General features: G+C 73.1%; 24 protein-coding genes and 2 tRNA genes. 15 read left to right on the plus strand and 11 right to left on the minus strand.

The annotated features are described in order from the left end of the window. Positions 1-61: 61 nt before the first annotated feature. From C8N24_RS24680 to C8N24_RS24700, 5 genes are all read left to right on the plus strand, one after another. Positions 62-1,057, plus strand: coding sequence for a deoxyguanosinetriphosphate triphosphohydrolase (locus C8N24_RS24680; protein WP_245971966.1), 996 nt, complete (start codon positions 62-64; stop codon positions 1,055-1,057). After that, entirely contained in the window at positions 1,057-3,735 is a 2,679-nt protein-coding gene (gene dnaG, locus C8N24_RS24685) for a DNA primase (RefSeq protein WP_121255165.1), read from the plus strand. Before C8N24_RS24680 ends, dnaG begins: the two co-directional genes overlap by 1 nt. A gap of 35 nt (positions 3,736-3,770) precedes the next feature. After that, positions 3,771-4,457 carry a helix-turn-helix domain-containing protein gene (locus C8N24_RS34285; RefSeq protein WP_170179389.1) on the plus strand — a complete coding sequence of 229 codons (687 nt, stop codon included), beginning with the start codon at positions 3,771-3,773 and terminating at the stop codon, positions 4,455-4,457. A 24-nt stretch (positions 4,458-4,481) separates the two neighbouring features. After that, positions 4,482-4,553, plus strand: a tRNA-Asn gene (locus tag C8N24_RS24695). Between the two features lie 221 nt (positions 4,554-4,774). After that, positions 4,775-6,916 carry a PQQ-dependent sugar dehydrogenase gene (locus C8N24_RS24700; RefSeq protein WP_121255167.1) on the plus strand — a complete coding sequence of 714 codons (2,142 nt, stop codon included), beginning with the start codon at positions 4,775-4,777 and terminating at the stop codon, positions 6,914-6,916. Here C8N24_RS24700 and C8N24_RS24705 read toward each other — a convergent pair. The 6 genes from C8N24_RS24705 to C8N24_RS24730 form a co-directional block, all read right to left on the minus strand. Further along, positions 6,885-8,090 carry a glycosyltransferase gene (locus C8N24_RS24705; protein ID WP_211340132.1) on the minus strand — a complete coding sequence of 402 codons (1,206 nt, stop codon included), beginning with the start codon at positions 8,088-8,090 and terminating at the stop codon, positions 6,885-6,887. The two genes, C8N24_RS24700 and C8N24_RS24705, sit on opposite strands and share 32 nt — an antisense overlap. Continuing rightward, positions 8,087-8,572, minus strand: a complete 486-nt coding sequence (locus C8N24_RS24710; RefSeq protein ID WP_170179390.1) for a GNAT family N-acetyltransferase — start codon at positions 8,570-8,572, stop codon at positions 8,087-8,089. The genes C8N24_RS24705 and C8N24_RS24710 overlap by 4 nt, the downstream gene beginning before the upstream one ends. Beyond that, complete coding sequence (locus C8N24_RS24715) at positions 8,569-9,609, minus strand: LLM class F420-dependent oxidoreductase (protein WP_121255169.1); 1,041 nt, start codon at positions 9,607-9,609, stop codon at positions 8,569-8,571. Before C8N24_RS24715 ends, C8N24_RS24710 begins: the two co-directional genes overlap by 4 nt. A gap of 14 nt (positions 9,610-9,623) precedes the next feature. Continuing rightward, entirely contained in the window at positions 9,624-9,998 is a 375-nt protein-coding gene (locus C8N24_RS24720; RefSeq protein WP_121255171.1) for a response regulator, read from the minus strand. Then, positions 9,995-10,615 carry an HD-GYP domain-containing protein gene (locus C8N24_RS24725; RefSeq protein WP_121255173.1) on the minus strand — a complete coding sequence of 207 codons (621 nt, stop codon included), beginning with the start codon at positions 10,613-10,615 and terminating at the stop codon, positions 9,995-9,997. The genes C8N24_RS24720 and C8N24_RS24725 overlap by 4 nt, the downstream gene beginning before the upstream one ends. A 292-nt stretch (positions 10,616-10,907) precedes the next feature. Beyond that, positions 10,908-11,618 carry a hypothetical protein gene (locus C8N24_RS24730; protein WP_121255175.1) on the minus strand — a complete coding sequence of 237 codons (711 nt, stop codon included), beginning with the start codon at positions 11,616-11,618 and terminating at the stop codon, positions 10,908-10,910. Between the two features lie 71 nt (positions 11,619-11,689). On the opposite strand from C8N24_RS24730, the gene C8N24_RS24735 reads away from it, so the two are divergent. Further along, positions 11,690-11,762: transfer RNA gene (locus C8N24_RS24735), tRNA-Ile, on the plus strand. A gap of 188 nt (positions 11,763-11,950) precedes the next feature. Continuing rightward, complete coding sequence (locus C8N24_RS24740) at positions 11,951-13,915, plus strand: PKD domain-containing protein (RefSeq protein WP_121255178.1); 1,965 nt, start codon at positions 11,951-11,953, stop codon at positions 13,913-13,915. Positions 13,916-14,272: 357 nt separating this feature from the next. Here the strand turns inward: C8N24_RS24740 and C8N24_RS24745 are convergent, their stop codons facing one another. Beyond that, positions 14,273-14,830 (minus strand): hypothetical protein, encoded by a 558-nt coding sequence (locus C8N24_RS24745; protein WP_121255180.1) that lies wholly within the window; start codon positions 14,828-14,830, stop codon positions 14,273-14,275. 326 nt (positions 14,831-15,156) lie between these two features. Here C8N24_RS24745 and C8N24_RS24750 point away from each other — a divergent pair, with 326 nt between their 5' ends. Next, complete coding sequence (locus C8N24_RS24750; RefSeq protein WP_121255182.1) at positions 15,157-15,657, plus strand: flavodoxin domain-containing protein; 501 nt, start codon at positions 15,157-15,159, stop codon at positions 15,655-15,657. 45 nt (positions 15,658-15,702) lie between these two features. On the opposite strand, the gene C8N24_RS24755 is transcribed toward C8N24_RS24750, so the two are convergent. After that, on the minus strand, positions 15,703-16,773 hold the full coding sequence (locus tag C8N24_RS24755; RefSeq protein ID WP_121255184.1) for a zinc-dependent alcohol dehydrogenase: 1,071 nt from the start codon (positions 16,771-16,773) through the stop codon (positions 15,703-15,705). Positions 16,774-16,909: 136 nt separating this feature from the next. On the opposite strand from C8N24_RS24755, the gene C8N24_RS24760 reads away from it, so the two are divergent. The 4 genes from C8N24_RS24760 to C8N24_RS24775 all read left to right on the plus strand — a co-directional run bounded on the left by C8N24_RS24760 (position 16,910) and on the right by C8N24_RS24775 (position 21,411). After that, positions 16,910-17,791, plus strand: a complete 882-nt coding sequence (locus tag C8N24_RS24760; RefSeq protein ID WP_170179391.1) for an ABC transporter ATP-binding protein — start codon at positions 16,910-16,912, stop codon at positions 17,789-17,791. Continuing rightward, positions 17,788-18,573, plus strand: coding sequence for an ABC transporter permease subunit (locus C8N24_RS24765; protein WP_121255186.1), 786 nt, complete (start codon positions 17,788-17,790; stop codon positions 18,571-18,573). The genes C8N24_RS24760 and C8N24_RS24765 overlap by 4 nt, the downstream gene beginning before the upstream one ends. A 140-nt stretch (positions 18,574-18,713) precedes the next feature. Next, positions 18,714-19,613 carry a universal stress protein gene (locus tag C8N24_RS24770; RefSeq protein WP_147447971.1) on the plus strand — a complete coding sequence of 300 codons (900 nt, stop codon included), beginning with the start codon at positions 18,714-18,716 and terminating at the stop codon, positions 19,611-19,613. Beyond that, entirely contained in the window at positions 19,594-21,411 is a 1,818-nt protein-coding gene (locus tag C8N24_RS24775) for a heavy metal translocating P-type ATPase (protein WP_170179392.1), read from the plus strand. Before C8N24_RS24770 ends, C8N24_RS24775 begins: the two co-directional genes overlap by 20 nt. Here C8N24_RS24775 and C8N24_RS24780 read toward each other — a convergent pair. After that, a complete protein-coding gene (locus tag C8N24_RS24780; RefSeq protein WP_170179393.1) occupies positions 21,383-21,610 on the minus strand; it encodes a DUF2188 domain-containing protein in 228 nt (75 codons plus the stop codon). The genes C8N24_RS24775 and C8N24_RS24780 overlap by 29 nt on opposite strands. Positions 21,611-21,754: 144 nt before the next feature. Beyond that, the gene (locus tag C8N24_RS24785; protein ID WP_121255194.1) at positions 21,755-22,678 is read right to left on the minus strand and encodes a universal stress protein; all 924 of its coding nucleotides are present in this window, start codon (positions 22,676-22,678) and stop codon (positions 21,755-21,757) included. 191 nt (positions 22,679-22,869) lie between these two features. Between C8N24_RS24785 and C8N24_RS24790 the strand changes: the two genes are divergently transcribed. Continuing rightward, positions 22,870-23,313: a YtoQ family protein gene (locus C8N24_RS24790; protein WP_121255196.1), complete on the plus strand. Its 444-nt coding sequence runs from the start codon at positions 22,870-22,872 to the stop codon at positions 23,311-23,313. A gap of 3 nt (positions 23,314-23,316) precedes the next feature. Here C8N24_RS24790 and C8N24_RS24795 read toward each other — a convergent pair whose 3' ends face one another. Continuing rightward, positions 23,317-24,192 (minus strand): LysR family transcriptional regulator, encoded by an 876-nt coding sequence (locus tag C8N24_RS24795; protein ID WP_121255198.1) that lies wholly within the window; start codon positions 24,190-24,192, stop codon positions 23,317-23,319. 74 nt (positions 24,193-24,266) lie between these two features. On the opposite strand from C8N24_RS24795, the gene C8N24_RS24800 reads away from it, so the two are divergent. Together C8N24_RS24800 and C8N24_RS24805 are read left to right on the plus strand one after the other, a co-directional pair. Next, entirely contained in the window at positions 24,267-24,707 is a 441-nt protein-coding gene (locus C8N24_RS24800) for a VOC family protein (protein ID WP_211340133.1), read from the plus strand. A gap of 45 nt (positions 24,708-24,752) precedes the next feature. Continuing rightward, on the plus strand, positions 24,753-25,892 hold the full coding sequence (locus C8N24_RS24805; protein ID WP_121255200.1) for a glycosyltransferase: 1,140 nt from the start codon (positions 24,753-24,755) through the stop codon (positions 25,890-25,892). Positions 25,893-25,950 lie beyond the last annotated feature (58 nt).

Raw genomic sequence — 25,950 nt, forward strand, 5'->3', positions numbered from 1 at the left:
AATGTGTGCCGACTTCGCGCAGTCGGCCGGCGATGTCCTCGGGGGCGTCAGAATGGGAAGGGTGAGCGCGCCGACCGTCAGTGATTTCGCCTCCGCCCAGCAGGAGCGTGAGGCCGCGTGGCTGTCCCCGCTCGCCGCGCGGTCGTATCCCGCCGTGCGCGAGCGCGCCGAAGCGGACGCGCCGCTGCGCACGCCGTTCCAGCGCGACCGCGACCGGATCGTGCACTCGAAGGCGTTCCGGCGGCTCAAGCACAAGACGCAGGTGTTCGTCTCGCCCGAAGGCGACCACTTCCGCACGCGGCTCACCCACACGCTCGAGGTGACCGGGATCAGCCGCACGGTCGCGCGGGCACTGCGCCTGAACGAGGACCTGACGGAGGCGATCGGGCTCGGGCACGACGTCGGGCACCCGCCGTTCGGGCACATCGGCGAGGACGTGCTGGACCGCGCAGGGCGCGAGCGCTTCGGGCGAGGGTTCCGGCACAACGAGCACTCGCTGCGCGTGGTGTCGGTCCTGGAGGGCCTGAACCTGACCGAGCCGGTGCGCGACGGGATCCTGCGCCACTCCAGCGGGGCGGGGGAGCCGGCGACGCTCGAAGGCAAGATCGTCCGGCTCGTCGACCGGATCGCGTACATCAACCACGACATCGACGACGCGGTGCGTGCGGGCGTGCTGCTCGCGACGGACCTGCCGGCGCGCGAGATCGCCATCCTCGGGCCGACGGGTCCGGCGCGGATCGACACGCTGGTGAACGATCTGGTGTCGCACTCGGAGGCGGCGGGGGACATCGTGCAGGGCGAGGAGATCGGCCGCGCGATGTACTCGTTGCGCTCGTTCATGTTCGAGCGCGTCTATCTCGGTCCGGCGCAGCGTGAGCAGGCCAAGCGGGTCGAGCGCGTGCTGCGAGGGCTCTTCGACTGGTACTGCGAGCACCCGGACGAGCTGCCGCCGGGGGAGATGCCGGACCGTGTGATCGACTATCTGGCGGGGATGACCGACCGGTTCGCCATCCGGGCCTGGAGCGAGCGCTTCGTCCCGTCGGGCCTGGCGGCCTGATGGCGCGCTACACGGACGAGTCGCGCGAGCGGGTCCGGGACGCCGTCGACTTCGCCGAGGTCGTGGGCGCGCGGACGGAGCTGCGCCGGTCCGGCATCGCCCGGCTGGAAGGGCTGTGCCCGTTCCACGACGAGCGCTCGCCGTCGTTCGGCATCAACCCGACGGAGAAGGTCTACTACTGCTTCGGCTGCGGCGCGGGCGGCGACGTCTTCAAGTTCGTCATGGAGACGGAGAACCTGAACTTCGGCGAGGCCCTGGAGTCGCTCGCGGAGCGGTACCGCGTGCCGCTCGAGCGCGAGTCGGAGGACCCGCGGGAGGCTGAGCGCCGGCAGCGGCGCGACCGGCTGCTCGCCCTGCTCGAGCGCACGGCGGCCTACTACGTGCGCGTGCTGTGGGAGTCGCCCGAGGCCGAGGAGGCGCGCGCCTACCTGCAGTCGCGTGGGCTCGAGGAGGGTGCGCTGCGGGCGTTCCGGGTCGGGTACGCGCCGGACACGTGGGATCGCGTGGTGCTCGGGTCGCGGAAGGCCGGTTACGGGGAAGGCGAGCTGGTGGCGGCGGGGTTGGCCTCGCGCTCCAGCCGCGGCACGCTGATCGATCGCTTCCGCGGGCGGATCACGTTCCCGCTGGCCGACGAGCGCGGCCGCGTGCTCGGCTTCGGCGCGCGGGCGATGAAGCCTGACGACAAGCCGAAGTACCTCAACACGTCCGAGAGCGAGCTGTTCCACAAGGGGCGGATCGTCTACGGCGCCGATCTGGCCCGCGCCGCGGCGGCCAAGGCGGGGCGCGTGGTGCTCGTGGAGGGCTACACCGACGTGATCGCGCTGCACCAGGCGGGCGTGCCGGAGGTCGTCGCGCAGATGGGCACGGCGCTGACCGACGCCCAGGTCGACGCGATCGCGCGGCTCGCGCCCAAGGCGTTGTTCTGCCAGGACCCGGACCGCGCCGGCCAGGAGTCGGTCGCGAAGGGGATCGCGGCCCTGCGCACGCACAACAAAGGCCGGTCGACGCGCGCCGTCGAGTTCCGCATCGTGCGGCTACCGCTGGGCGAGGACCCGGCGGACGTCGTCCAGAAGGCCGGCGCCGAGCGGATGCGCGAGCTGCTGGAGAAGGCGATCCCGATCGAGCGCTTCGAGGTCGAGCGTGCGCTGGAGCAGCCCGACTCGAGCACGGACGACATGCTCTCCGCCATCAAGCCGATCATCGCGTCGATGTCGGCGACGCTGCTCCGTGACGAGCTCGTGCGCCTGGTCGCGGACCGCTTCGCGATGCGCCCGGAGCTCGTCAACCAGCTCCTGCAGGCGCCGGACACCCGGCAGCCGCCGTTCACCGCGCGCTCGCGCGGCGACATGCGCGGGCGCGGCGAGCCCGGCCGCGGCGGCAATCCGCCGCGTGCCGGCTGGACCCGGGGCGGAGCGGGCCAGCAACGGCCGGCGGGCGGCGGCTACGCCCAGGGCGGCAATGGCCAGGACGGCGGCTATGCCCAAGGAGGGGGCGGACCGCGGCCCGGAGGCCAAGCGGCACCGCGACAGGCCGGTGCCGGGCAGCACCCGAGCGCGCAGGCGGGCGGCGGGCAAGCGCATACGCAGAATCCGCACCCGGGCGCCGGTCAGGGGCAGTCGCACCCGGGCGCCGGGCAAGGGCAGACGCACTCGGGCGCCGGTCAGGGGCAGTCGCACCCGGGCGCCGCTCAGGGGCAGCCGCCGTTGCCGCCGGACGCCGGGCAAGCGCAGCCGCGACCCGCGGCCCCCGATCACGCGCACGCCGCGCAACACGGGCAGCGTGAGGCCGGGGCGGGTCCCGCGGCTCCTCAGCCGGGCACCGGGGGCGCCGCAACGCCCGCGAACTCGACCGGGCTGGACGCCCACCCGCCGGGCCCGCAGAGCTTTCCGGGCACGTCCGGCACCGTCGGCGCGCCCGCGGACCCGTTCGCCGATGGGCCGCCTCCGCCCGAGTGGGACGGGTTCTCCGGCGGGGAGGACGTCGACCCGGGGGGATTCGGGTCGCCTGACGAATGGGCGGACGCTTCGGGAGCCGTCGATCCAGGCCCCGTGGGACCGCCTCCGGGCGCCTGGGAGCAGCCTCCGCCCGCTGGATGGTCGCCGCAACCGCCGGCGCAGCAGCAGGGCTGGCAGCGCGACTGGCAGCCGCGCGGTGGCGGTGGCCGCCGGGACCAGCGGGGCGGCGGTCGTGGCGGCTGGCGGGGTGGCGGCGGTGGTCGCGACCGCGACCGGTACCGGCGCGACGATCCGATCCCCGATCCGATCGATCCCCAGGCTGCGCTGGCGATGCGGGAGCGGCACGAGCACGCGTTCCTGGCGTTCTGCATCGCGCTACCCGAGGAAGGCGAGCGACGACTGGCGGACTTCGACGTCGAGGACTACTTCTCCGCGCCGGCGACGCGCCGGGCGGCGGCGTACCTGCGAGGGCGGCTGCGCTCGCCCACGGCGCATCTTCCCGCGGGCGACGAGAACCTCGCGCGGGTGATCGCGAAGCTCGTGGTCGACTCCGGGATGCTCGAGGCCACCTCAGCGAAGTTCGAGCTCGAAGCGCTGCAGCTGGAGCTGCACCGGATCGAGCGGCGGATCTCCAACGCGCGGGTCAGCGGCGCCGCTGGCGTCAGCGAGCTTGCCGTGGAGCGCCAGCGAGTGCTCAACGAGATCCGCACGCGCCTTACCTGATTCCGTCCGCCATGCGAACTAGTGTTCGCATGGCTATGAACCGCGAGACGCTCGCCGAGATGCTGGCCGCCGGTCGCTCGATCGAGTCGATCGCTCGGGAGACGGGCAAGGCGCCGTCCACCGTCGGGTACTGGGTGAACAAGCACGGGTTGGTCTCGCAGCACGCGGCGAAGCACGCCACCCGTGGTGGGATCGAACGCGACCAGCTTCAAGGGCTCGTCGAGGAGGGGTTGTCGATCCGGCAGATCGCGGACCGCTGCGGGGTGAGTCCCACCACCGTGCGGCATTGGCTGCGTCGGCACGAGCTGCGCACCCAGCCGGCGCGCTACTCGCGACGAGATGCCCCGAAGCCGGAGCAGCTCCACCGCGAGTGCGAGCGTCACGGCTGGGGTGCGTTCGTGCGGGTGGGCGCCGTGGGTCACTACCGCTGCGCGCGATGCAACTCAGAGGGCGTGAGTGAACGGCGCAGGCGCTTGAAGGAGATCCTCGTGGCCGAGGCCGGGGGATGCTGCGTGGTTTGCGGATTCGATGCGTATCTCGGGGCGCTGCAATTCCACCACCGGGATCCCTCGACCAAGGCCTTCGAGGTCAGCGGACGCGGAATCACGCGCTCGCTCCAGCGACTTCGCTTGGAGGCGGCGAAATGCGTGCTACTGTGCGCGAACTGCCACGCGATGGCGGAGGCGGGGATGCTTGACGTCCCCACTCAGAGTCATCCGTAGCGGGTGGTACAACTGAAGTCTCCTTCGGGGGTAGCTCAACGGCAGAGCATTCGGCTGTTAACCGAAGGGTTGTGGGTTCGAATCCCACCCCCCGAGCTTTGAGAGGGTCCGTGTCAGTCCTGGCACGGACCCTTTCTTTTGGCCTCTCACCCGCCGAAAGACCTACCTTCCTGGAGGTAGTTGGCACATCTGTTTGCCCGTGGACGTTAGTTTGCAGGCGTAAACGGCTAAAGAGCACACATGTCAGGGGGCGGGGCGTCCCTCGCGCGGAGGTTCGGCGTGGAGCCCGTCTCGCAATGGATGTGTGGGAGGTACGAATGCGGAAGCAGGCCGTTGCGGCACTGCTCACGTTGGCGGGATGTGTCGGCATCCCCGCCGCTGCGCAAGCGCAGGAGGCGACGCCCACGGCGACGCCGACGCCCCAGCCGGGGGCGGAGAAGTTCGAGAAGGTCACGCTGAACGACTTTCCGGGCGAGCCGATGAACCTCGCGGTGCTGCCGGACGGGCGGGTGTTGCACACGGCGCGGACGGGCGAGCTGCGGATTCATGATCCGGAGTCCGGGCGGAACATCCTGGCGGCCAAGTTCGACGTGTACTCGCACGACGAGGAAGGGCTGCAGAGCGTCGCGATCAACCCGCTGACGTTCGCGAAGGACAAGTGGGTCTACGCGTACTACTCGCCGCCGCAGAACACGCCGGCGGACAACCCGGCCACGCCGGGCTTCAACGAGGGTGACGCGCCGGACGAGGGTCCCGCGGCGGCGTTCCTGCCGTTCAAGGGCGTGATCCGGCTGTCGCGCTTCAAGCTCAAGGGCAACCGGCTGGACCTGAAGACCGAGCAGAAGATCATGGACGTGCCGGTCGACCGTGGCCAGTGCTGCCACGTGGGCGGCAACATCGAGTTCGACGTCAAGGGCAACCTGTACCTGTCGACGGGCGACGACACGAACCCGTTCTTCTCGGACGGCTACACGCCGGTCGACGACGCGCCGGGGCGCAACCCGGTGTTCGACGCGCGTCGTAGCGCGGGCAACACGAACGACCTGCGCGGCAAGATCCTGCGGATCAAGCCGAAGACGAACAAGCCGGGCTACACGGTGCCGAAGGGCAACCTGTTCCCGAAGGGCAAGGCGAAGACCAAGCCCGAGATCTACGCGATGGGCCTGCGCAACCCGTACCGCTTCGGCATCGACCCCAAGAGCGGGACGCTGTACGTCGGCGACTACTCGCCGGATGCGGAGAAGCCCGATCCCAACCGGGGTCCCGCGGGCCACGGGCGCTGGATCATCATCAAGGAGCCGGCGAACTATGGCTGGCCGTACTGCGTGACGCCGACGCTGGCGTACAACGACTACGACTTCCGCACGCGCCTGTCGGGCCCGAAGTTCGACTGCAAGGCGCCGAAGAACGAGTCACCCCACAACACGGGCCTGACGACGCTGCCGCCGGTCGCGCGGCCGGACATCTGGTACTCGTACATCCTCTCGCCGCACTTCCCGGAGCTCGAGGTCGAGGGCCCGGAGGGCAACGGCGGCATCGCGCCGATGGGTGGCCCGGCGTACGAGCCGGTCAAGGGCAACAAGTCGCCGTTCCGCTTCCCGAACTCGTACGCGGGCAAGCCGCTGTTCTACGAGTGGTCGCGCGACTACATCAAGATGATCGAGCTCAACAAGGCCGGTCGCCAGAAGGAGATCGACGGGTTCGCGCCGTTCGTGGACAACCCGATGGACGTCGAGTGGGGCCCTGACGGCTCCCTGTACGTGCTCGAGTACGGCGACGGCTACTTCGCCGAGAACCCGGACGCACAGCTGTCGAAGATCAACTACGTGCGCAACAACCGCTCGCCGGTCGTGAAGGTCCAGGCGACCCCGCAGGGTGGTGCGGCGCCGCTCGAAGTGCAGTTCACCTCCAAGGGCACGATCGACCCCGACGGCGACTCGCTCAAGCTCGAGTGGGACTTCGACGCCGACGGCAAGGTCGACAGCCGCCAGCCGAACCCGAAGTTCACGTTCACGAAGAACGGCGAGTACCGGGCGACGCTGAAGGTGACCGACAAGACGAAGCGCTCGGCGTCCGCGGACGTGCGCATCCTCGTCGGCAACCAGGTGCCGGTGCTCGAGCTGCTCACGGACCCGAAGCCGAACGATCCGGCCAAGCCGTTCCAGTTCGGCCAGACGGTCACCTACGAGGTCAAGGTGACCGACGACCAGCCGGTCGACTGCTCGAAGGTCACCGTGGCGTACATCCTCGGCCATGAGCGCCACGGGCATCCGCAGAACACGTACGGCGGCTGCTCGGGCACGATCACGATCCCGCTCGACGCCGGCCACGCCGGCGCGGCCAACCTGAGCGCCATCCTCGGCGCTTCCTACACGGACCCGGGTGGCAACGGCCAGGCCGGCCTGACCGGCACCACCCAGGTGCAGTTCACGCCGCCGGCTGCCCCGCACGGGAACTAGCCGTCGCGACGGTCGCGGCCCAGCGCTCCAGCTGGGCCGCGGCCTCCGCGGGCCCTGGGTGCAGCCGCGCCCAGTCCGCGAGCTCGCCCGCCCGCTCGCGCAAAGCGCGGGACCGCAGAGCCCGCCGGACGGCCAGCCGCACGCCCGACGGCGTGCCGAACCGCGGCGCGAGCCGCACGCCGACGCCCGCCCAGTCCACGCGCGCGGCCGTCTCGGCCATGTCCCCGGCCGCCGGGCAGATCAGCACCGGCACGCCGCTCGCCAGCGCCCGGGCGACCGTCCCGTGCCCGCCATGGCAGATCACCAGGTCGCAGTGCGGCATCGTCCCCGCATAGGACATCCACGGCACCAGGACCGCATTGGCCGGGGCCGGACGGTCCTCCGGCGCGATCGCGATGACGCGCACCGCCTCGTCCGCCAGCCCGGTCAGCGCCGCGTCGATCAACGATCCCGACGGGTCCTGCGACGTCGAGGGCGCCACCAGCACGACCGGGCCCGAGCCCGCCGGCGGCGCGACCGCCGGGCCGCCCGGCTCCCAGAGCATCGGCCCGATGACCCGCGTCCACGCCGGCCAGACGCGCGGGTACTCGAGCTGCGGGAACGTCCCGATCATCGTCAGCCCGCGCGACAGGCCCGTGTGCGGGTACGGCAGCGGGGGCAACCCGAGCCGTGCGCGGCAGTCGTTGTACTCGAGGCGCCCCTGCTCGAGCCCCTTGGCGACGAGCCGGTCGGTCTTCGCCCACAGGGCACGCCCGACGCGCGTACGGGGCAGCCGCGCACCGATCGAGAACGGCGGGAACCCGGGCGGGAGGTACGGGAACACGTGCGGGACGAGCGTCGCCACCGGCACGCCCTCGAGCTCGCACGCGAGCACCGGCGCGGCCGTGAGGATGTCGCTGACGGCGACGTCGGGCGCGAACGACCGCACGAAGTCGCGCGTCGTGACCGCCGCCCGCGCCGCCGCCTCGTACGGCTTCAGCGGCACCTCGCGGGTGGGGAAGACCTGGTACTCGGGCGCGGCCGCGAACGTCATCCCGGCCGCCTCGGCGGGCTCGCGCCAGCGCGCCCACGTCTCGATCCCCACCTCGTGTCCGCGCGCGACGAGCTCGGCGCCGAGCGCCAGCACCGGGAACGCGTGCCCCGGATCGCCGAACGCTCCGAGCAGGACCCTCACGGCAGATCCCGCGCGTAGCCGACCATCTGCAGGCCGACCCACGGGTGCCACTCGGTCCGTCCGTCCCGTGCCCACCCACGCGCGCGGTAGAACGCCTCGGCCGGCGCGCCGTCCGGCGTCCACAGGATCTCGCTCACGAACCCGCGCACGACCATCTCCGCCTCGGCACGCGAGAGCAGCGCGCCGGCGATGCCCTCCCGCCAGCGCGACGGGTGCGTGAACACGAGGCCGACGTGCGCCACGTCCGCCGCCACGTCCGACGGCCGGAACGCCACCGTGGCCACGAGCCGCCCGGACGGCTCGAACGCCCCCTCGATCCACGCCTCCGGCCGTAGGTACTTGTTCGCCCAGCCGGGAGGTGCGTCGGGGACCGCCCAGCCCTTCGGCGTCCACTCCAGGTACGTCTCGTCGCAGGCGCGCGCGAGGGCCGTCAGCGCGTCCGCGTCCGCGCCGGTCAGGGCCCGCAGCGCGAGGTCCTTCACTCGACCAGCTCGGCGATCGCGCGCAGCTGCGCGACGCGGTCCTCGAAGCTCCAGGCCATGGGGGAGACCATCAGCGTGCCGACGCCGGACTGCTTGTAGACCTGCAGGCGCTCCCGGACGACGTCGCGCGGGCCGACGAGCGCGACCGTGTCGATCAGCTCGCCCGGCAGCGACGCGGCCGCCTCGTCCTTCTTGCCCGCGAGGTAGAGCTCCTGGACGGTGTCCGCGGCCTCCTCGAAGCCGTACCGGCGGATCAGCGCGTTGTAGAAGTTCTGCTTGCGCGAGCCCATCCCACCCGTGTAGAGCGCGACGTAGTGGCGCATCGCGTCGCGCGCGCTCTCCAGATCGTCGCTGACCATCGCGGTGACGGTGGGGACGATGTCGAAGTCGTCGAAGCCCTTGCCGCCGCCCGCGCGGGTGAAGCCCTCCTCCAGCAGCGGCCGGAACTCGCCCACGTGCTCGGGCGAGAACAGCGTGGGCAGCCAGCCGTCGGCGATCTCGGCGGCGAGCGTCGTGTTCTTCGGCCCGATCGCGGCGATGTAGATCGGGATCCGCTCCTGGACGGGCGCGATCGTGAGCTTGAGCGCCTTGCCCGGGCCGTCGGGCAGGGGCAGCTGCAGCGTCTCGCCCTCGTAGACGAGCCGCTCGCGCGACAGCGCCAGCCGGACGACGTCCACGTACTCGCGCGTCCGCAGCAGCTGCTTCGCGAACCGCTGGCCGTGCCAGCCCTCCGCCACCTGCGGACCGCTCGAGCCGATCCCGAGCAGCATGCGGCCGTCGCTCAGCTGGTCGATCGTCGCCGCCGTCATGGCGGTCATCGCCGGGCTGCGGCCCGGCATCTGGAAGATCGCCGAGCCGAGCTTGATCGTGGTGGTCGCCTGCGCGAGCCACGCGAGGATGGTCGCCGCGTCCGAGCCGTACGCCTCGGCGGTCCAGACGCTGTCGTAGCCGAGCCGCTCCGCCTCCAGCACCAGCTCGAGCTGCTGCTGGGCCGTGAGCCCGAGTCCCCAGTATCCGATGTGCAAGCCCAGCTTCACAGCTGGGCAAGCTATCAGCGCGCCGCGCCGATCCGGTCCACGAGCCGCAGCAGGTGCAGGGGCGAGAACGGCTTGGTGAGGAACAGGTCCGCGCCGGCCTCCTGGGCGCCGCGCTCGACGACGTCGCCCGAGTCGCCGGTGAGCATCACGATCGTCGCGCTGGCCGTCAACGGGTCGCTGCGCAGGCGCCGGCAGGTCTCGATCCCGTTCAGGCGCGGCATGTCGACGTCCAGGAAGACGATCTCCGGGCGCGCGGTGAGCGCCCGCTCCACGGCCTCCAGCCCGTCACCGGCCTCCTGCAGCCGGTAGCCCGAGATGTCCTCGAGGGTGGTGGCGATCAGCTTGCGGATCATCGGATCGTCGTCGACGATCAGGATCGTCCGCGTCACAGGGCACCCCGCAGCCGCGCGAACTGCTCGTCCGGGATCTGGTCGAACGCGTCGACCACGGTCGGATCGAACTGCGTGCCCGAGAACCGCCGGATCTCCGCGCGCGCCTCGTCCCACGGTGAAGCCGGCCGGTACGGGCGGTCCGTGGTGAGCGCGTCGAGCGTGTCGGCGACCGAGAACACGCGCGCGGCGAGCGGGATCTCCTCGCCCGCGAGCCCGTCCGGGTAGCCGGTGCCGTCCCAGCGCTCGTGGTGGTGGCGGACGACGAGCTTGCCTTCGCCCAGGAAGTCCACGTCGCGCAGGATCTCGGCTCCGACGACCGGATGCTGCGCGATCAGCGCGTATTCCTCGTCGGTCAGCTTGCTCGTCTTGAAGAGGATCGCGTCCGGGACGGCGACCTTGCCGATGTCGTGCAGCAGGAAGCCGAACTCGATCTGCGGCGACTCCTCGAGGCTCAGGCCGACCGCGCGGGCGAGCTCCATGCCGTACGCGGTGACCCGCTCGGCGTGCTTGCCGGTGTACGCGTCACGCGCCTCGACGGCGTTCGAGAGCGCGCGGACGGTGGCGCGGTAGGAGCGGCGGAGCTCCTGCGCGCGCGTGCGTTCCTGCTTGAACACCTCGCGCAGATCGGCCGCGTAGCGCTCCAGTTGACGCTGTCGGGACGCAGCCTGCTGCTCCGTGCGCTCAAGGCGTGCACGGAGGAGAGGAACGGTGTCCTCTTCAATACCGGCGCTCAAATCTCCACCATCGGGGCCCGCCAACGCTCGAACTAGCCTACTGGGGGCTGAAACGCAGTGGCGCGCGGGATCTTGCTGTCATTGACACGCATCCGTGTCAACAGGCGGTTTTGTCAGGCAGAAGACGGCCTGGCGCCCGGCCGCTCCGCGGCAGCCGGGCGGGGAACCGGGGTCAGCGCCAGCGGAACTTGGGACCGGCGGGCCGGTCGGGCGGCGTGAGGTTGACGATGTCGTCGAGGTGCTCGTCGAGCTCGGTGGCGATCTTGTCGCGCTGCGCCTGCGTGAGGTGTCCGTCCTTGACCGCCGCGTCGAGCCGCTCGGTCGCCTTCGCCTTCAACGCCGCCTTCAGGCCGTCGACGGTCTTGCCGTTCGTCGCCTTGGCGATGTCGGCGAGCGACTTGCCGTCCCGCAGCTGATCGCGCAGCTGCTTCTGCGTGAGCCCGAGGTACTCCGCCGCGCCCTCGGCGCCGCCGAACCCGAAGCCGAACCCGTGCCCGCCGCGCCCACCGAAGCCCGGCCCACCCGGCGCCTTCGGGCCGTGCCCGCCGACGATCGGGCCGAGCCCGGGCAGCAGCGGAGCGCCGGACGCGAGCCGCTGCTTCGCGGCCTCGCCCTGCTCCTTCGTCAGCTTCCCGGCGGCGACCGCCGCGTCGATCCGCGCCCCCGCCGCGCCCTTGAGCGCCGTGTCGAGCTGGTCACGCGTGACGTTGAGCCGCTTGGCGACGTCGTCCAGGAACGCCTTCTGCTCGGCGGCCCGGTCGGCCTGCTTGGGCTTCTGCGCCGTCGAGGGCGCCTGGCCTGCGGCGTACGCCCCGCCACTACCGGCGAGGACCGCAAGCCCGGCCGCACCGGCGACCAGCTTGCGCTTTGCGGAGATGGGCATGAAAGGAACTTGAGCAAGCCTCCGTCAGAAACTCGTAAGAACGGGGGTAGGCTTTCGCGCCGAATCACATCGGGCCGGTAGCTCAGCGGTTAGAGCCGCGGACTCATAATCCGTAGGTCCCTGGTTCGAATCCAGGCCGGCCCATCGCCCGTCTAGCGCGTGGGATGTCCGCCTTGGGCCGCGAGCCGCGCGGCCGGCTCGCGTCGACCCGCGACGCCGAGCTTGCGGTACGCGTCCCAACCCTAGGGCGGTGCGAAGCGGATCCCTAGACGTGCACCCGAGACTTTCGCGTTCGCGCCAAATTCGGGCCGATCGCGTGGTGATATGGGCAGATGCCCCGGAGCCGTCGTGCCGTCCTGACCCTCTCTCTGTGCCTCGCCACCCTGCCGGCGTCGGCGCTCGGCGCGGGCGCCGCGCACGCCGCCGCCTGGCTACCCGGGCCGACGCTGACGCAGTCGTCGGTGTACGCCCCGCCGCAGACGGCCATCGGCGCCGATGACGGCGCGTTGGTCCTGACGACCGAGATCGACACGTTCGGCTCGCCGATCCCGTCGGTGGTCGTGCGGCGCCTCGCACCCGACGGCGCGCAGCTCGCGCAGCTCACCATCGGCAAGGGATACGGCGTCGACGCCGTCGCCCTGCCGGGCGGTGGCTACCGCATCGCCTGGGTCTCGCCGGGTCCGCCGACCAACCAGCTGGTGCTGGCGACGGTCGACGCCGCCGGTCGGGTCTCCGGGGTGCGTCCCGCCACGAGCGTGGAGGCGATCAGCGGCCCGCCGGTCGGCGCGGTCGCGGCCAACGGGTCCGCCGTCCTCGCCTACAACCCACAGCCCGGTCCGGGCGATCCGCGGCGGCTGCGCGTGCTGCAGGTCGCCGCCGACGGCGGGGCGGCGCCGATCGCCGACCTCGGTCCGGTCGCGCCCAACTCGACGGCGCTGCAGCTCGTCCGCGCGAACGATGGGAGCGCGCGGCTGCTGTGGGAGCGGCCCGCTCCGGGGAACACGGTCGAGCAGATGGTGGGACGGGTCAGCGCCGCCGGCGTAGGCACATCGGCCGTGCTCGACGACGCGGTGGTCGCCGACACGGCCGAGCTGGTCGTCGGCGGTGGTGACCCGATCGTCTCGTGGCTGGCGCCGGGCAACGTCGCCAACTCCGGCGATGTGCTCGTGAGCCGGCTGCCGTCGAGCGGCCCGATCGGCGGCGCGGCCACGACGGTCGCCACCGGGATCTCGGCGATCGGCGGCAGCGTCGACGTCGCGGTCGCGGCCGACGGGACGGCGACCGTCGTGTGGCCGCGCTTCGAGCCGAGCACGGTCACCTCGTCGCTCCACTCACGCCAGTTCACCCCGAGCGGCGCGCTCGGTCCCGAGCGCGAGATCTCGCCGCCGACGGGCTTCGTCGAGCTTGACGCCACCCCGCGGGTGCGGATCGGACGCAACGGCACCATGGTCGTGCAGTGGTTCCGCGGGTTCCCGGCGGTCGACGCCCAGCTGAAGGGTCTGAGCAAGGTGCTCGACAGCAGCGGCGCCGCCGCCGGTCCGGAGCTCCCGGTGCCGTACACGCTGCCGCTCGCGGCCATCCTCTCTCCTGGAGTCGTCGACGTCACGGTCGCGCCGTCGGGCACCGGGCTGCTGGTCGGGGCCGCGCCGACCGGCGGGCCGGCATCGGCGCTCCTCACGGCCCGCTTCGACAGCACACCGCCCACGCTCGTCCCGACCCTCCCGGCAACCGCGGTGCGCGGCACGGCAGCGGCGTTCGCCGCGGGCGCGACCGACGGGTCCGGGATCGCGAAGATCACCTGGCAGTTCGGCGACGGCGCGAGCGCCGACGGCGCCGACGTCACGCACGTCTACGGGGCTGCCGGGCCGCAGACCGTGACCGTGACCGCGACCGACGCGGCCGGTGAGAGCACATCGGTGACGCGGGGGATCGCGGTGAGCGACCCGCCGCCAGGACCCGCGGCGACGCCCACGCCCAGCCCCGGGCCGAGCCTGGCGTCGGCCAAGCTGCGTGTGACGAAGGCGACCCGCAAGGGCGCCCGCGTCACGGTGTCGGGCACGATCGACCGCCGCGCGCGCGGGCAGGTCAGCGTGACGTGGTCGCAGAAGTCCGGCCGCAAGACCGTGAAGCGCACCGTGCGCGCGAAGATCAAGAAGGGCCGCTTCAGCGCGACGATCAAGCTGTCGCGGGCGCTGGCACGTTCCCGTGTCGCCGGCCGGCTGTCGGTGACCTACGCCGGCGACCGCGTGCTCCGGCGCACGACCGTCACGCGCTCGGTGAAAGCGCCTGCGAGATGAGCGGCGGGCACGGGTGACGAGCGGCGAACGCGTCTCGACGTCGCGCCGCTGCCGCGCAAGGGGCTGAGCGGTGATGGTCGGCGCGGTGGGCCGGCTTCTTATCCGAACCCACCGCGCCAATCCTTGCCGGTCGCCGCGGGAGGAGAGAGTTTCGCGACGACGACTCGCACATCGTGGGACGCCGAAGCCGTGACTCCAACCGACCCTTGGTCTAAGCCGATCCGACCAGCGGTCTAGCGGCCCCGCATACCTCGAGCTTCGCCCGCCCGCGGACGGCGATCTCCAGTCCGCGAGAACGACGACCGCCGCCCCGGCGAGCAGCCGGAGCGGCGGTGGTGCGCGGAGGGGGCCGGAGGCTCAGGCGGAAGCCACCGCAGCCGAGCCCGCCTGGGTGCGGCTCCCCTGACGCTTGGTGGCGGGGATGAGGACGCGGAGGGTCAGGACGCCGAAGCCGAGACCCGCGAGGAGCATCGCGACGCCCATGACGAGGGCGAAGAGCGCGACCTGCTCGGCGAAGTAGGCGGTGTTCAGGGCCGTCGTGAGGGCGGTCTCGGTCACCCACAGGTTGCGGAGCCCGTTCTCGACGGGCTTGCCGGCCTGGTCCTTGGCGGCCGCGGCTTCGTCGTTGGTGTCCTTGCCGTCGGCGGTGAGGAAGCGGCCCATCTCGCTGTAGGTCTTGCCGCCGGTGGACTCGAGGGTGTGTGTGCGCATGACCTTGGCGAAGGCCTGCGCCTCGGCGCCGGTGTCGACCAGCTGGCCGGGGATCGTCGAGTCCTCGGTGCCGACGATCTTCTCGGCCGCGAGGTTGTCGCGGACGTAGCCGCGGCCGTCGAGGCCCATGTAGATGGCGCCGATGCCGAAGGCGATCAACACGACGCTGGCGGCGATCCCGCCGTACTGGTAGAGCTTGCGCATTTCCCTCTCGCTCCTTGTGACTGCGGTGGTGGGTGACTGCCATCACTCTGCCGTCGGGGAGGGGCCGTGCCATGGGGGTTCTGGCGCGGATCGGTTGCGGGAAACCCGCGACGTCGTCGCGGCTGAGGCACCACGACCGCCCGGCCGCGCTGACCGGCTGCGAGCTCCGGCCGAGGCCGCTCCGTCAGCCGGAGCGGCGACCGACGCCTGGGGCGCGTCGACCGTGCCATCCGGGGTGACCGCGGGTTGCGCGTGCGGATCGGCCGAGCCCCGCATCCGTGCTGGTTGCGGTTGCCGCCCGTCGGCGCGCGCGGGACGGTGGAGCCATGTCCTCTGTCCTCGTCGCCTACGCCTCCAAGCACGGCTCAACCGGCGAGATCGCCGCGGCGATCGCGGAACGCTTGAACGCCCGCGGGCTGCAGGCGAGCTGCGTCCCCGCCGACCAGGTCGACGACCTCACGCCCTATGACGCCGTGATCGTCGGCAGCGCGGTCTATGCCGGCCGCTGGCGCGCCGACGCGCGCCGTTTCCTGCGTCACTTCCGCCACGAGCTCGCGCACCGGCCGTTCTGGATGTTCAGCTCCGGTCCGGTGGGAGATCCAGCCGACGACAACCCGAAGTGGCTGGAGCCGTCCGGGATCGTCAAGCAGGCCGAGGCGCTCGGCGTGCGTGGCCACACCGTGTTCGGCGGCAGCGTGCCGGACGAGCCGCACGGCATGATGCTCCGCTCGATGGCCCGCAGCACGCCGCCGGAGTTCCGCGACCGGCGGGACTGGGACGCGATCGGCGACTGGGCCGAGTCCGTCGCCGCCGCCTTGCAGCCGTAGGCGCTCCCGGCGCGCGGGGCTGTCCCGCGCGCCGGGCGCCACGTGTCAGGCGCCGATGGTCGCGCCGAGCTCGCCGGCGGTCGCCGCGCCGCTTCCCGACGCCATGCGGAACACGAGGCGTGGGGCGGGTGCGCTGCCGTCGAGCACCTGCTCGATCGCCGCGTTGACGTCCTCGAGCGGGCGCTCGGCGTACTCGAGCGTGGTCAGGCCGCGGCGGTGCAGTTCGAAGACCTCCTCGAGGTCGTGCCGGGTGCCGACGATCGAGCCGTGGATGTCGAGCCCGCCGAGCACGGTCTCGAAGATCGGCAGCTGGATGTGGTTGTCGGCGGGGAGGCCGACGAAGACCAGCTTGCCGCCGCGCGCGAGGGACCCGTAGGCCTGCTCGAACGCCTTCGGGCTGACCGCGGTTGAGATCGCGGCGTCGGCGCCCCCGAGGCGCTGGATGGCGGCGATCGGATCCTCCTCGAGCGGGTTGACGAGGTGCTCGGCGCCGACCGCACTCGCGCTCTCCAGGCGGGCCTGGTTGATGTCCACGGCGATCACGGACGCGCCGGTGATGCGCGCGTACTGCACGGCGAGGTGGCCGAGGCCGCCGACGCCGAAGACCGCGACCAGGCTGGCCGAGCGGGCCCCGGAGTCCTTGACCGCCTTGTAGGTGGTGACGCCCGCGCAGGTCAGCGGCGAGGCGTCGGCCGGGTCGATCCCGTCGGGTACGCGGACGACGTGGCGGGCGTAGCCGATCGCGTACTCGGCGAAGCCGCCGTTGAGCGCGTAGCCCATGTTCTTCTGCTCAAGGCAGAGCGTCTCGCGGCCGCTGTTGCAGTAGCGGCAGGTGCCGCACGCGTAGCCGAGCCACGGCAGCGCGACGCGCATGCCCGGCTCGAGCCCGTACATCGGCCCGCTGCCGAGCCGCTCGACGATGCCGACTCCCTCGTGCCCGGGGATGAACGGCGGCGACGGCTTCACCGGCCACTCGCCGCGGGCGGCATGGATGTCGGTGTGGCAGAGCCCGCAGGTCTCGACGCGGACGAGCACCTGACCCTGGCCGGGTTGGGGAACAGGCAGCTCCTCGATCTGGAGTGGACGGTCGAAGCTGCGGACGACGGCGGCCTTCATGCGGCCTCCTTCACGGTCGGTGGGCGGTGCCTCGAGCGTCGCAGCGGCCTCGCGCGCCGCCATCGGTAGGAGGCCGCCGCGCACTGCGGGAAAGCGCGGATGGACCAGAGCGGCCGCGCTTGGCACGATCGACGCCATGATCGAGCTCGACCGCTTGACCAAGCGCTACGGCGACGCGCGCGGGATCGAGGACGTGTCGCTGCGCATCGGCGCTGGGGAGGTGTTCGGCTTCCTCGGCCCCAACGGCGCCGGCAAGACGACCACGATCCGCACGATGCTCGGCCTGCTGCGGGCCACCCGCGGGCACGCGCGCGTGTTCGGGCTCGACAGCCGCACCGACGCCCGCGCGGTGCACGCCCGGCTGGGCAACCTGCCCGGCGACTTCGCCTACGAGCCCCGGCTGACCGGGCGCGAGCTGCTGCGCTACCTGGCCGACCTGCGCGGCCTGCGCGACCTCGGCCGCGCCGAGGAGCTGGCCGCCCGCTTCCAGGCCGAGCTCGACCGGCCGCTCGGGCAGCTCTCACGCGGCAACCGGCAGAAGGTCGGGCTCGTGCAGGCCGCCTTCCACGACCCCGAGCTGCTCGTGCTCGACGAGCCCACGAGCGGCCTCGACCCGCTGATGCAGGAGGCGTTCCTGCAATTCGTGGCCGACGAGCGCGAGCGCGGACGCACGGTGCTGCTGTCCTCGCACGACCTGGACGAGGTCGAGCGCGTGTGCGACCGCGTCGCGATCATCCGCGAAGGGCGCCTGATCGCGGTCGAGGACGTCGCCGGGATCATCGGCCGCGCGTACCGCCACGTGACGCTCGAGCTCGCCGAGCGCGTGGACCCCGACGAGTTCCGCCGCCTGCCGGGCGTGATCGACCTGGTCTCGGACGGACGGCGCGTCACTTTCAAGGCCACGGGCGACCTCGACGCGGTCATCAAGGCCGCGGCGCGCCACACCGTGGTGGACCTCGAGCTCGTGCATCCCACGCTGGAAGAGGTCTTCCTCACCTACTACGGAGGGACCACGTGAGCCCGCTGCGAGCGGTGGTGCGCCGCGGCCTGCGTGACCATCGCCGCGTCCTGCTGACCTGGGGCGCGCCGCTGAGCGCGATGGGCGCGCTGATGGCGCTGCTGTGGCCCTCGATCGAGGGGTCGGTGGACACGCTGCTCGACAGCTATCCCGACCAGCTCAAGGAGGCCTTCAACATCCGCGCCCTGGACAGCGTCGAGGCCTACATCGACGCGGAGCTGCTCAGCCTCATCGTGCCGCTCGCGCTGGCCGTGCTGGGCGTTCGGGCGATCGTCCGGGCGCTTTCGGGCGCGGAGGAGCGCGGGTACCTGGACCTCGTGCTGACCACGCCGGTCGCGCGCAGGACGCTGGTCGCGGGCGCGCTCGTGGTCGCGGCGGTGGTCGTGGCGGCGGTGCTGGCGATGATGACCGGCGTCACCTGGCTGGCGGCATCGGTGGTGGGCGCAGACCCGTCGCTCGTGATCCTCGGCCGGGGGATGGCCAACGTCTGGCCGCTCGCCGTCTTCTTCGCCGGGCTCGCCGCGCTCGGCTGCGGCTGGGCGCACTCGGGCGGGCCGGTGCTCGCCGCGGCGTCGGGCGTGCTCGTCGGCATGTACCTCCTCGACCTGCTGGGCAAGCTCGCCGACGCGGTCGAGCCGCTGCGGTACCTGTCGGTGTTCAAGTACTACGGCTCGGCGATCCAGGACGGGATCGACCCAGTCGCCTTCGTCGGCGTCACGCTGACGGGTGTGCTGCTGGCCGCGGTCGGTGCGTGGGCGTTCGAACGGCGCGACGTGCGCTGAGCCCGCGTGCTCGGCGCCGCTGTCGCGGTCCGTGGCCGATCACCGGCTGACGCGACCGCCGCTCGACGGCGGAGAACGACGGACCCACCCGCGGCAGGACTGCGGTTGTGCACCCCGCGGCCGAGTGGGACGCTGCCAACATGACCGATCGGCCGCACCCGGTCCTGGTGGGCATCGACGGCACCGCCTCCGGCCTGGAGGCCGTCGCGCTCGGGGGCGCGCTGGCGGTGCTCACCGGCTCACCGGTGGTGCTCGGCGCCGTCCACTCGTTCGAGGGCGAGTCGTGGCCCACGCCCGCCATGGCCGATCGCTGGCTGTCCGAGGCCGGACAACGGCTCGGCGGCTTCGTCCCGCGCACGAACGTCGCGATCCCGTCGACGAGCCCCTCCCGAGGGCTGAACCACCTGGCCGCCGTCGAGGACGCGCGGTTGATCGTGCTCGGCTCGAGCCGCCATGGGCCGATCGGCCGGGTCCTGACGGGATCGACCACGCGCCGCGTCACGCACGGTGCGCCCTGCGCCGTGGCCGTCGCGCCTCACGGCTGGGCGGTCCGGTCCGGCGAGGTACCGCTCGTCTTCGGCGCGGGCGTCACCGGTGCACCGGAGGCCCGCGCGGCGCTGGCGCTGGCGGCGGAGCTGGCCGCTTCGGCGCGGGCGGCGGTCCACGCCTGGTCGGTGGTGCACGTGCCGCCGCCGGCCCATCCGATGTTCGCCGCCACCAGCTACGAGGGCTGGCGCCGACGACAACGCCGGGATGCCGAGCGGGACGCGCGCGAGCTGATCGACGCCGTCGCGCCCGCCACGGGCGTCGAGCTCACCGTCGTCGAGGGCGACCCGGTCGAGACGCTCGCCGCGGCGTCCGTCGACCTGGACCTGCTGGTCATCGGCTCTCGCCGCTACGGACCGATCCGACGGGTGCTGCTCGGTGGCGTGTCGACGCCGCTGATCGACTGCGCGCATTGCCCACTGGTCGTCGTGCCGCGCGGGGTCCATGCCGATCCGATCGAGATCGCTGGCGTCGGTGCGGTCACCCACGCCTAGGGAGCCGCCCGCCCGGCTCGTCGCCGCCGCGGTGCTGGCCGCGATCGTCGCCGGGGCCGTGCTCGCGTGGACGGGTGCCGGCGACACCGCCCGTCTGGTCTGGACGGGTGCGGTGGTCGTCGCGCTGGTCCCGCTGAGCGTCAGCGTCGCCCGGGAGCTGCGCTCCGGTCGTGTCGGCGCGGACGTGATCGCGCTGCTGGCCATGGCCGGGGCGCTCGTGCTCGGCGAGGAGCTGGCGGGCGCGGTGATCGCGCTCATGCTCGCCGGCGGGACCGCGCTCGAGCAGACCGCGCAGCGGCGCGCACGTCGCGACCTCACCGCGTTGGTCGAGCACGCGCCGCGGGTCGCCCATCGGCGTGCGGGGGACGTGCTGGTCGAGGTGGCGGTCGATGCGCTCGTGCCCGGCGACGTCGTCGTGGTGCGGCCGGGGGAGGTCGTGCCGGTGGACGGGTTCGTCGAGCAGGCCCCGGCGGTTCTGGACGAGTCGGCGTTGACGGGCGAGGCGCTCCCGGTCACGCGCGGCGCCGGCGAGCCCGTGCGCAGCGGGGTGGTGTGCTGTGGTTCCGCGTTCACGCTGGTGGCGACGCGGACCGTCGCCGACTCGGCCTACTCCGTGCTGCTCGGGCTCGTGCGTGGCGCGGAGCGCGAGCGGGCGCCGTTCGTGCGGCTCGCGGACCGCTACGCCGCGCACTTCCTCGTGCTCACGCTCGTCCTTGCCGGCGGCGCGTGGGCGGTCAGCGGCGATCCGGTGCGGGCGCTGGCGGTGCTCGTGGTGGCGACGCCCTGCCCGTTGATCCTGGCGGCGCCGATCGCGATCGTCTGCGCGATGTCGCGCTCGGCGCGTGCGGGCGTCGTCGTCAAGGACGGGGGCACGATCGAGCGCCTCGCGCGGGCCCGCACCGTCCTGATCGACAAGACCGGGACGCTGACGCTGGGCGAGCCGGCGGTGGAACGCGTCGAGACGACCGCGGAACACGGCCCGGACGAGGTGCTGCGGTTGGCCGCGTCGCTCGAGCAGGTCTCCGTCCACGGCATCGCCGAGGCGATCGTCCACGACGCCGAGCAGCGCGGACTGCACCTCACCCTGCCCCAGGACGTTCACGAGTCGCCCGGGCAGGGCTTGGAGGGCACCGTGGACGGCCGGCACCTCGCCGCCGGGAGCGAGGCCTACCTACGCTCGCAGGGCGCCGAGCCCTCGTTCTCCACCGGCTCGGGCGCGCCGGCGCACGTCGCCGTCGACGGGCGCGCGGTCGGCATGATCGTCCTCGCCGACCGCCTGCGTGACGACGCCGCCGCCGCGGTGCGCGCGCTCAGGGCCGCAGGGGTGCACGAGGTGGTGATGGCGACCGGTGACCGGCGCGAGCGCGCGGAGGTCGTCGGCCGTCGCGCCGGCGTGGACCGGGTGTACGCGGAGCTCGATCCCGGCGACAAGCTCGCGCTCGTGCGGGAAGCGCAGGAGCGGCCGGTCGTGATGGTCGGCGACGGCGTCAACGACGCTCCGGCGCTTGCCCTTGCAGACGTCGGCGTGGCGATGGGTGTCGCCGGCGCCACGGCGGCGGCGGAGGCGGCGGACGCCGTGATCGTCGTCGACCGGCTCGACCGGCTCGCCGACGCCGTCCGCATCAGCGCCCGAGCGCTGGCGATCGCCCGCCAGAGCGTCCTCGTCGGGATGGGCCTGTCGCTCGTGGCGATGATCGCCGCGGCGGCGGGGCTGCTCCCGCCGCTCGCGGGTGCGGTGCTTCAGGAGGCCATCGACGTGGCCGTGATCCTCAACGCCTTGCGCGCACTTCGTGGTTGAGGCGGCGCGGGCGCTCCTCGTGCACGCGGTGGTAGCGGTCGTGCACGAGGACGGACGCGTCGGCCGCCATCGTGAAGGCGCAGGCGCAGGCGGCGCGGGTCGCGGCACTCGCGTCGGGATGCTCCGACAGCGGCGCGTCCGCGCCGTCGCGCCGCACGATCCACTCGTGCGCTCGGGGTTCGACGTGCAACAGCAGCATGGGTCTCACGCTACGCCCGCGAACGCCGGCGTCCATCGGGGACACGCCGCAGCCGCGTCCGCAGAAGTCCGCAACCGGCCGGTCATCGGTGCTCGGCGGCGACGCCGATCGCGACCAGGGGGTGGTCCGCCGGTCGCGGACATGTCACGCGGCCGTCGTCGTCGTGGCGTCGCCGACGAGGGTGCCGAGCGGCGTCTCGACGCCACGCGGCACGATGATCACCGGGCAGTGGGCGGCGCGCAGCACGCGGCCGCTGACGCCGCCGGCGAGCACGGACTGCAGCGGCCCGTAGCCGCGGGAGCCCATGACGAGCAGGTCGAGGTGCTCGCTGTAGGCCGTCAGCAACTCGGCCGGGTCGCCTGTGAGGCGCTTGCTGGTCGTCCTGATGTCGTTCGGCAGCTCGGCGACGAGCGTGTCGAGGCGCTCCTGCACGTGCCGGTCGACGTCGACCCGCAGCGAGGCGACGCTCGGGCCGCCCATGAGCGCCGGCGTGCCGTACGCGTCGGCGTCGGCGACGCCGATCACGACGAGCTCGGCGTCCAGGACGCGCGCCAGCTCGGCCGCCGAGGCGACCGCCGTGCGCGCTTCGGGTGTGCCGTTGTAGGCCGCGCCGACGCGGCGGATCGGCTCGGCGTGGGTGCGGTGGTCCTTGGGGACGACGGCCACCGCGCACGGCGAGCCGTGGATCAGGCGCTCGCCGGTGCTCCCGGGGAGCACGCGCCGGGCGCGGCCGGTGTGGGAGGAGCCGACGACGAGCAGGGCCGCGTCCTCGGCCTCCGCCATCGCGTGCAGCGCGTGGGCCGGCGAGGTGTTCGCCGCGATCTTGACGGTCGAACGCTGCTCGGGCAGCCCGTCGAGGCGCGTGCGCATCTCCCGCACGAGCGTCAGCGACTCGTCGCGGAGCGCCTCGCGGAACGCGGTGCTCGCCGCGCGGCTGGGCAGGTCGGAGTAGGGGTACGCGTTCGCGATCACGAGCTGCGCGCCCGTGGCGTCCGCGAGCTGGCGTGCGAAGGCGATGGCGTCCTCGGACCGCTCGCTGGCGTCGACGCCGATGAGGATGGTGCTCACGGTGCCTCCTTGGCTGGATCGGGTGGTACGGCGAAGCTATGGCTTCGCGCCGCCCGCGCCATCCGCCGTCGTCCGCTGAGCGGGTCCGTACCTTCCCGCGTCTGCTCAGACCTCCTTGACGACGGACGTGCGCATCGCCGACGACGGCGGCGGCTTCGGCCCGCAAGGGTGATCCCGCCTACGATCTGGCGATGAACTGGCAGGTCTACCTCTCGGGCGAGATCCACACGGACTGGCGCGACCGCATCGCGCAGGGCACGGCGGCCGCCGGCCTCGACCTTCGGCTCACCGCGCCGGTGACCGACCACGCCGCCTCCGACGCGGCGGGCACGGCGGTCCTGGGGGAGCAGGAGCGTCCGTTCTGGAACGACCACCTCGGCGCCGGCGTCAACGCGATCCGCACGCGGACCCTGATCGAGCGCGCCGACGTCGTGGTCGTCCGGTTCGGGGAGCAGTACCGCCAGTGGAACGCCGCGTTCGACGCCGGGTACGCCGCTGCGCTGGGCAAGCCGCTGATCACGCTGCACCCACCGGAGCACGACCACGCGCTCAAGGAGGTCGACCGCGCCGCGCTGGCGGTGGCCCGCGAGCCCGAGCAGGTGGTCGAGATCCTGCGCTACGTCCTCGCTGCGTGAGGCTCAGCCGGCGGCCGTCGCGGCCGCCGTGCCCAGCGCGGTGAGCAGCGCGGCGACCGCGGGCGGGTCGGGCGGCTCGCCGTAGGTCGCCGCGTACACGCGGCGCGGCAGGCCGGGCAGCCGGGTGGCGACGACGCCGTCGGCGTGATGGGCGCGCAGGGCGAGGCCGGGCAGCGTCGCCACGCACAGGCCCGCGGCGACGAGCGACTGGATCAGCGCGATGTCGTCGGACTCGAAGCCGATGCGCGGCTCGAAGCCCGCGTGCTCGCAGAGCGCGAGCAGGTGGCCGCGACAGCGCGGGCAGCCCGCGACCCAGGTCGCGCCGCGGAGATCGGCGAGGCCTTCGACGGCGCGGTCGGCGATGACGTGCATCGGGTCGTCGAGCAGGTGGCGCAGGCGGATCCCGGGCAGCTCGTCCTCGGCGTCGTCGTAGCGGAACACGAGCGCCACCTCGACACGGCCGGTCCGCAGCAGCGTCAGCGCCTCGGGCGGGTGGGTGTCGATCGAGCTGACCTCCAGCCCAGGGTGCTCCCGTGCGAGCTCCGCCGCGGCGGGCAGCACCAGCGCCCCGATCGCGGAGGCGAAGCCGGCCAGGCGGACCCGTCCGGCGGTCAGGCCGACGTGCGCGGCGAGCTCCGCGTCGGCCGCGTCGAGGCGGCCGATGATCTCCGCCGCCCGGCCGGCCAGCAGCTGCCCGGCCTGGGTCAGCCGGACTCCGCGTCCGGCCCGCTGCAGTAGCTTCGCGCCGGTCTCGGCCTCGAGCCGTGCCAGGTGGTGGCTGACCGACGACTGCGAGTAGTCCAGCGCGCGCGCCGCGGCGGTGACGGTCCCATGGCGGGCGACCGCGTCGAGCACGCGCAGCCGCGTGACGTCCAGCATCGATCGATCGTATCGATGGGTGAGGTCGACAACTGGCATTGGACAGATGCGCCGCGGACGGAAAGGCTACGGGCATGACGCTGCTGCGGATGGACAACGTGCTGGTCGTCGTCGAGGACCTCGAAGGGGCGATGGCGTTCTTCGAGGAGCTCGGGATGGAGGTCGAGGGCCAGACGCAGGTGGAAGGGCCCTGGGCGGACAAGGTCGTCGGCCTCGAGGGCGTCCGCGCCGACATCGTCATGCTGCGCACGCCGGACGGCCACGGACGGGTGGAGCTGTCGCGGTTCCACCACCCGCCGGCGGTCCGGGTCGGGCAGGAGGACGCGCCGTCGAACGCGCTCGGGCTCCGCCGCATCATGTTCCTCGTCGAAGGCCTGGACGACGTGGTCGCGCGCCTGCGCGCGCACGGGGCCGAGCTCGTGGACGAGATCGCGCAGTACGAGGACCGGTACCGGCTGTGCTTCGTGCGTGGGCCCGAGGGGATCGTCGTCGGACTGTCCGAGCGGCTCTCCTGAAGCGCCCGTCGGGAATGCGGTGACGCGCGCCGGCGTCTGCCGGATGTGCGCATCCTCGTCACCACCACCGGGTCGCCCGGTCACGTCGGCCCGCTGCTCCCGTTCCTCGACGCGATCCGTGCCGCCGGCGGCGAGACGCTCGTGGCCACCCGGTCCTCGCTGGCCCACACGGTCGCCGCGCACGGGTACGCGGCATGGCCGGTGGGGGAGGCCCGGGCCGCGGAGCGCGCCGCGGCGTTCGCGGCCGCGCGCGGGCTGTCGAGCGCGGCGGCGAACGAGCATGCGCTGACGGAGGTGTTCGCCGGGCTCGACGCACGGGCCGCGCTCGCGGGCACGTTCGACGCGATCGCCGGTTGGCGGCCCGACGTGGTCCTGTCGGAGGCGAGCGAGTTCGCCGGCCGCGTGGCGGCCGCCCACGTCGGGCTGCCGTTCGTGAAGCTCTCGATCACGCAGTACGCGGTCGAGCACGACGTCCTTCCGGCGACCGACGCCGCGCTCGCCCGGTTGCGTGCCACCCACGGGCTGCGGGCAGCCGGCGGTGCTCGCTCCGCGCAGTTCACGCTGCTGCCGCCGCTGCTCGAGCGACCGGGCCAGCCCGGTCCGCCCGGCCTCCAGCGCTTCCGGGAGCGTGAAGCCCCGTCGGCCGGGAGGAGCCGCCGGTCGGGCACCGATCCGCTCGTGTACCTCACGTTCGGCACGGCGGCGCCGCAGATGGGCTGCTTCCCGGAGCGCTACCGGTCGGCGATCGACGCGCTCGCGCTGTTGCCGATCCAGCTGCTCGTGACCACCGGCCGCGACCGCGATCCCGGGGAGCTCGGAGCCACGCCCGCGAACGTGCAGGTACGGCGCTGGGCCGATCACGCGGAGGTGCTGGGCCGGGCGTCGGCGGTCGTCTGCCACGGCGGGACCGGGACGGTGCGTGGCGCGCTCGCCGCGGGCGTGCCGCTCGTGATCACGCCGATGTTCGCCGACCAGCTCGACAACGCCGTGCGCGTCCACGCGCTCGGGGCCGGCGTGCACGTCCAGCACGGGCAGACCGGACTGGCGGACGCCGTGCGGGCGGTGCTCGGCGACCGGCGGTACGCGGACCGCGCCGCGACCGTGGCGGCCGACATCCGGGCGCTGCCGACGGTCGACCGGGCCGCGTCGGTCCTGCGCGGCTGGGCCGCACGCGCCGCCGCGTGACAAGACGCCGCTCGGGGGACACCGGCTCGTGCACGCCGGCGCCCCCCGTCGCGGAGCG

The sequence above is a fragment of the Solirubrobacter pauli genome (assembly GCF_003633755.1).
Taxonomy (GTDB): domain Bacteria; phylum Actinomycetota; class Thermoleophilia; order Solirubrobacterales; family Solirubrobacteraceae; genus Solirubrobacter; species Solirubrobacter pauli.

Excerpts from the sequence above, each read along its gene's own strand:
- dnaG (WP_121255165.1), top strand. The coding sequence starts at position 1,057 with ATGGCGCGCTACACGGACGAGTCGCGCGAGCGGGTCCGGGACGCCGTC.
- C8N24_RS34285 (WP_170179389.1), top strand. The coding sequence starts at position 3,771 with ATGAACCGCGAGACGCTCGCCGAGATGCTGGCCGCCGGTCGCTCGATC.
- C8N24_RS24700 (WP_121255167.1), top strand. The coding sequence starts at position 4,775 with ATGCGGAAGCAGGCCGTTGCGGCACTGCTCACGTTGGCGGGATGTGTC.
- C8N24_RS24730 (WP_121255175.1), bottom strand. The coding sequence starts at position 11,618 with ATGCCCATCTCCGCAAAGCGCAAGCTGGTCGCCGGTGCGGCCGGGCTT.
- C8N24_RS24740 (WP_121255178.1), top strand. The coding sequence starts at position 11,951 with ATGCCCCGGAGCCGTCGTGCCGTCCTGACCCTCTCTCTGTGCCTCGCC.
- C8N24_RS24745 (WP_121255180.1), bottom strand. The coding sequence starts at position 14,830 with ATGCGCAAGCTCTACCAGTACGGCGGGATCGCCGCCAGCGTCGTGTTG.
- C8N24_RS24750 (WP_121255182.1), top strand. The coding sequence starts at position 15,157 with ATGTCCTCTGTCCTCGTCGCCTACGCCTCCAAGCACGGCTCAACCGGC.
- C8N24_RS24755 (WP_121255184.1), bottom strand. The coding sequence starts at position 16,773 with ATGAAGGCCGCCGTCGTCCGCAGCTTCGACCGTCCACTCCAGATCGAG.
- C8N24_RS24760 (WP_170179391.1), top strand. The coding sequence starts at position 16,910 with ATGATCGAGCTCGACCGCTTGACCAAGCGCTACGGCGACGCGCGCGGG.
- C8N24_RS24770 (WP_147447971.1), top strand. The coding sequence starts at position 18,714 with ATGACCGATCGGCCGCACCCGGTCCTGGTGGGCATCGACGGCACCGCC.
- C8N24_RS24780 (WP_170179393.1), bottom strand. The coding sequence starts at position 21,610 with ATGCTGCTGTTGCACGTCGAACCCCGAGCGCACGAGTGGATCGTGCGG.
- C8N24_RS24790 (WP_121255196.1), top strand. The coding sequence starts at position 22,870 with ATGAACTGGCAGGTCTACCTCTCGGGCGAGATCCACACGGACTGGCGC.
- C8N24_RS24795 (WP_121255198.1), bottom strand. The coding sequence starts at position 24,192 with ATGCTGGACGTCACGCGGCTGCGCGTGCTCGACGCGGTCGCCCGCCAT.
- C8N24_RS24800 (WP_211340133.1), top strand. The coding sequence starts at position 24,267 with ATGACGCTGCTGCGGATGGACAACGTGCTGGTCGTCGTCGAGGACCTC.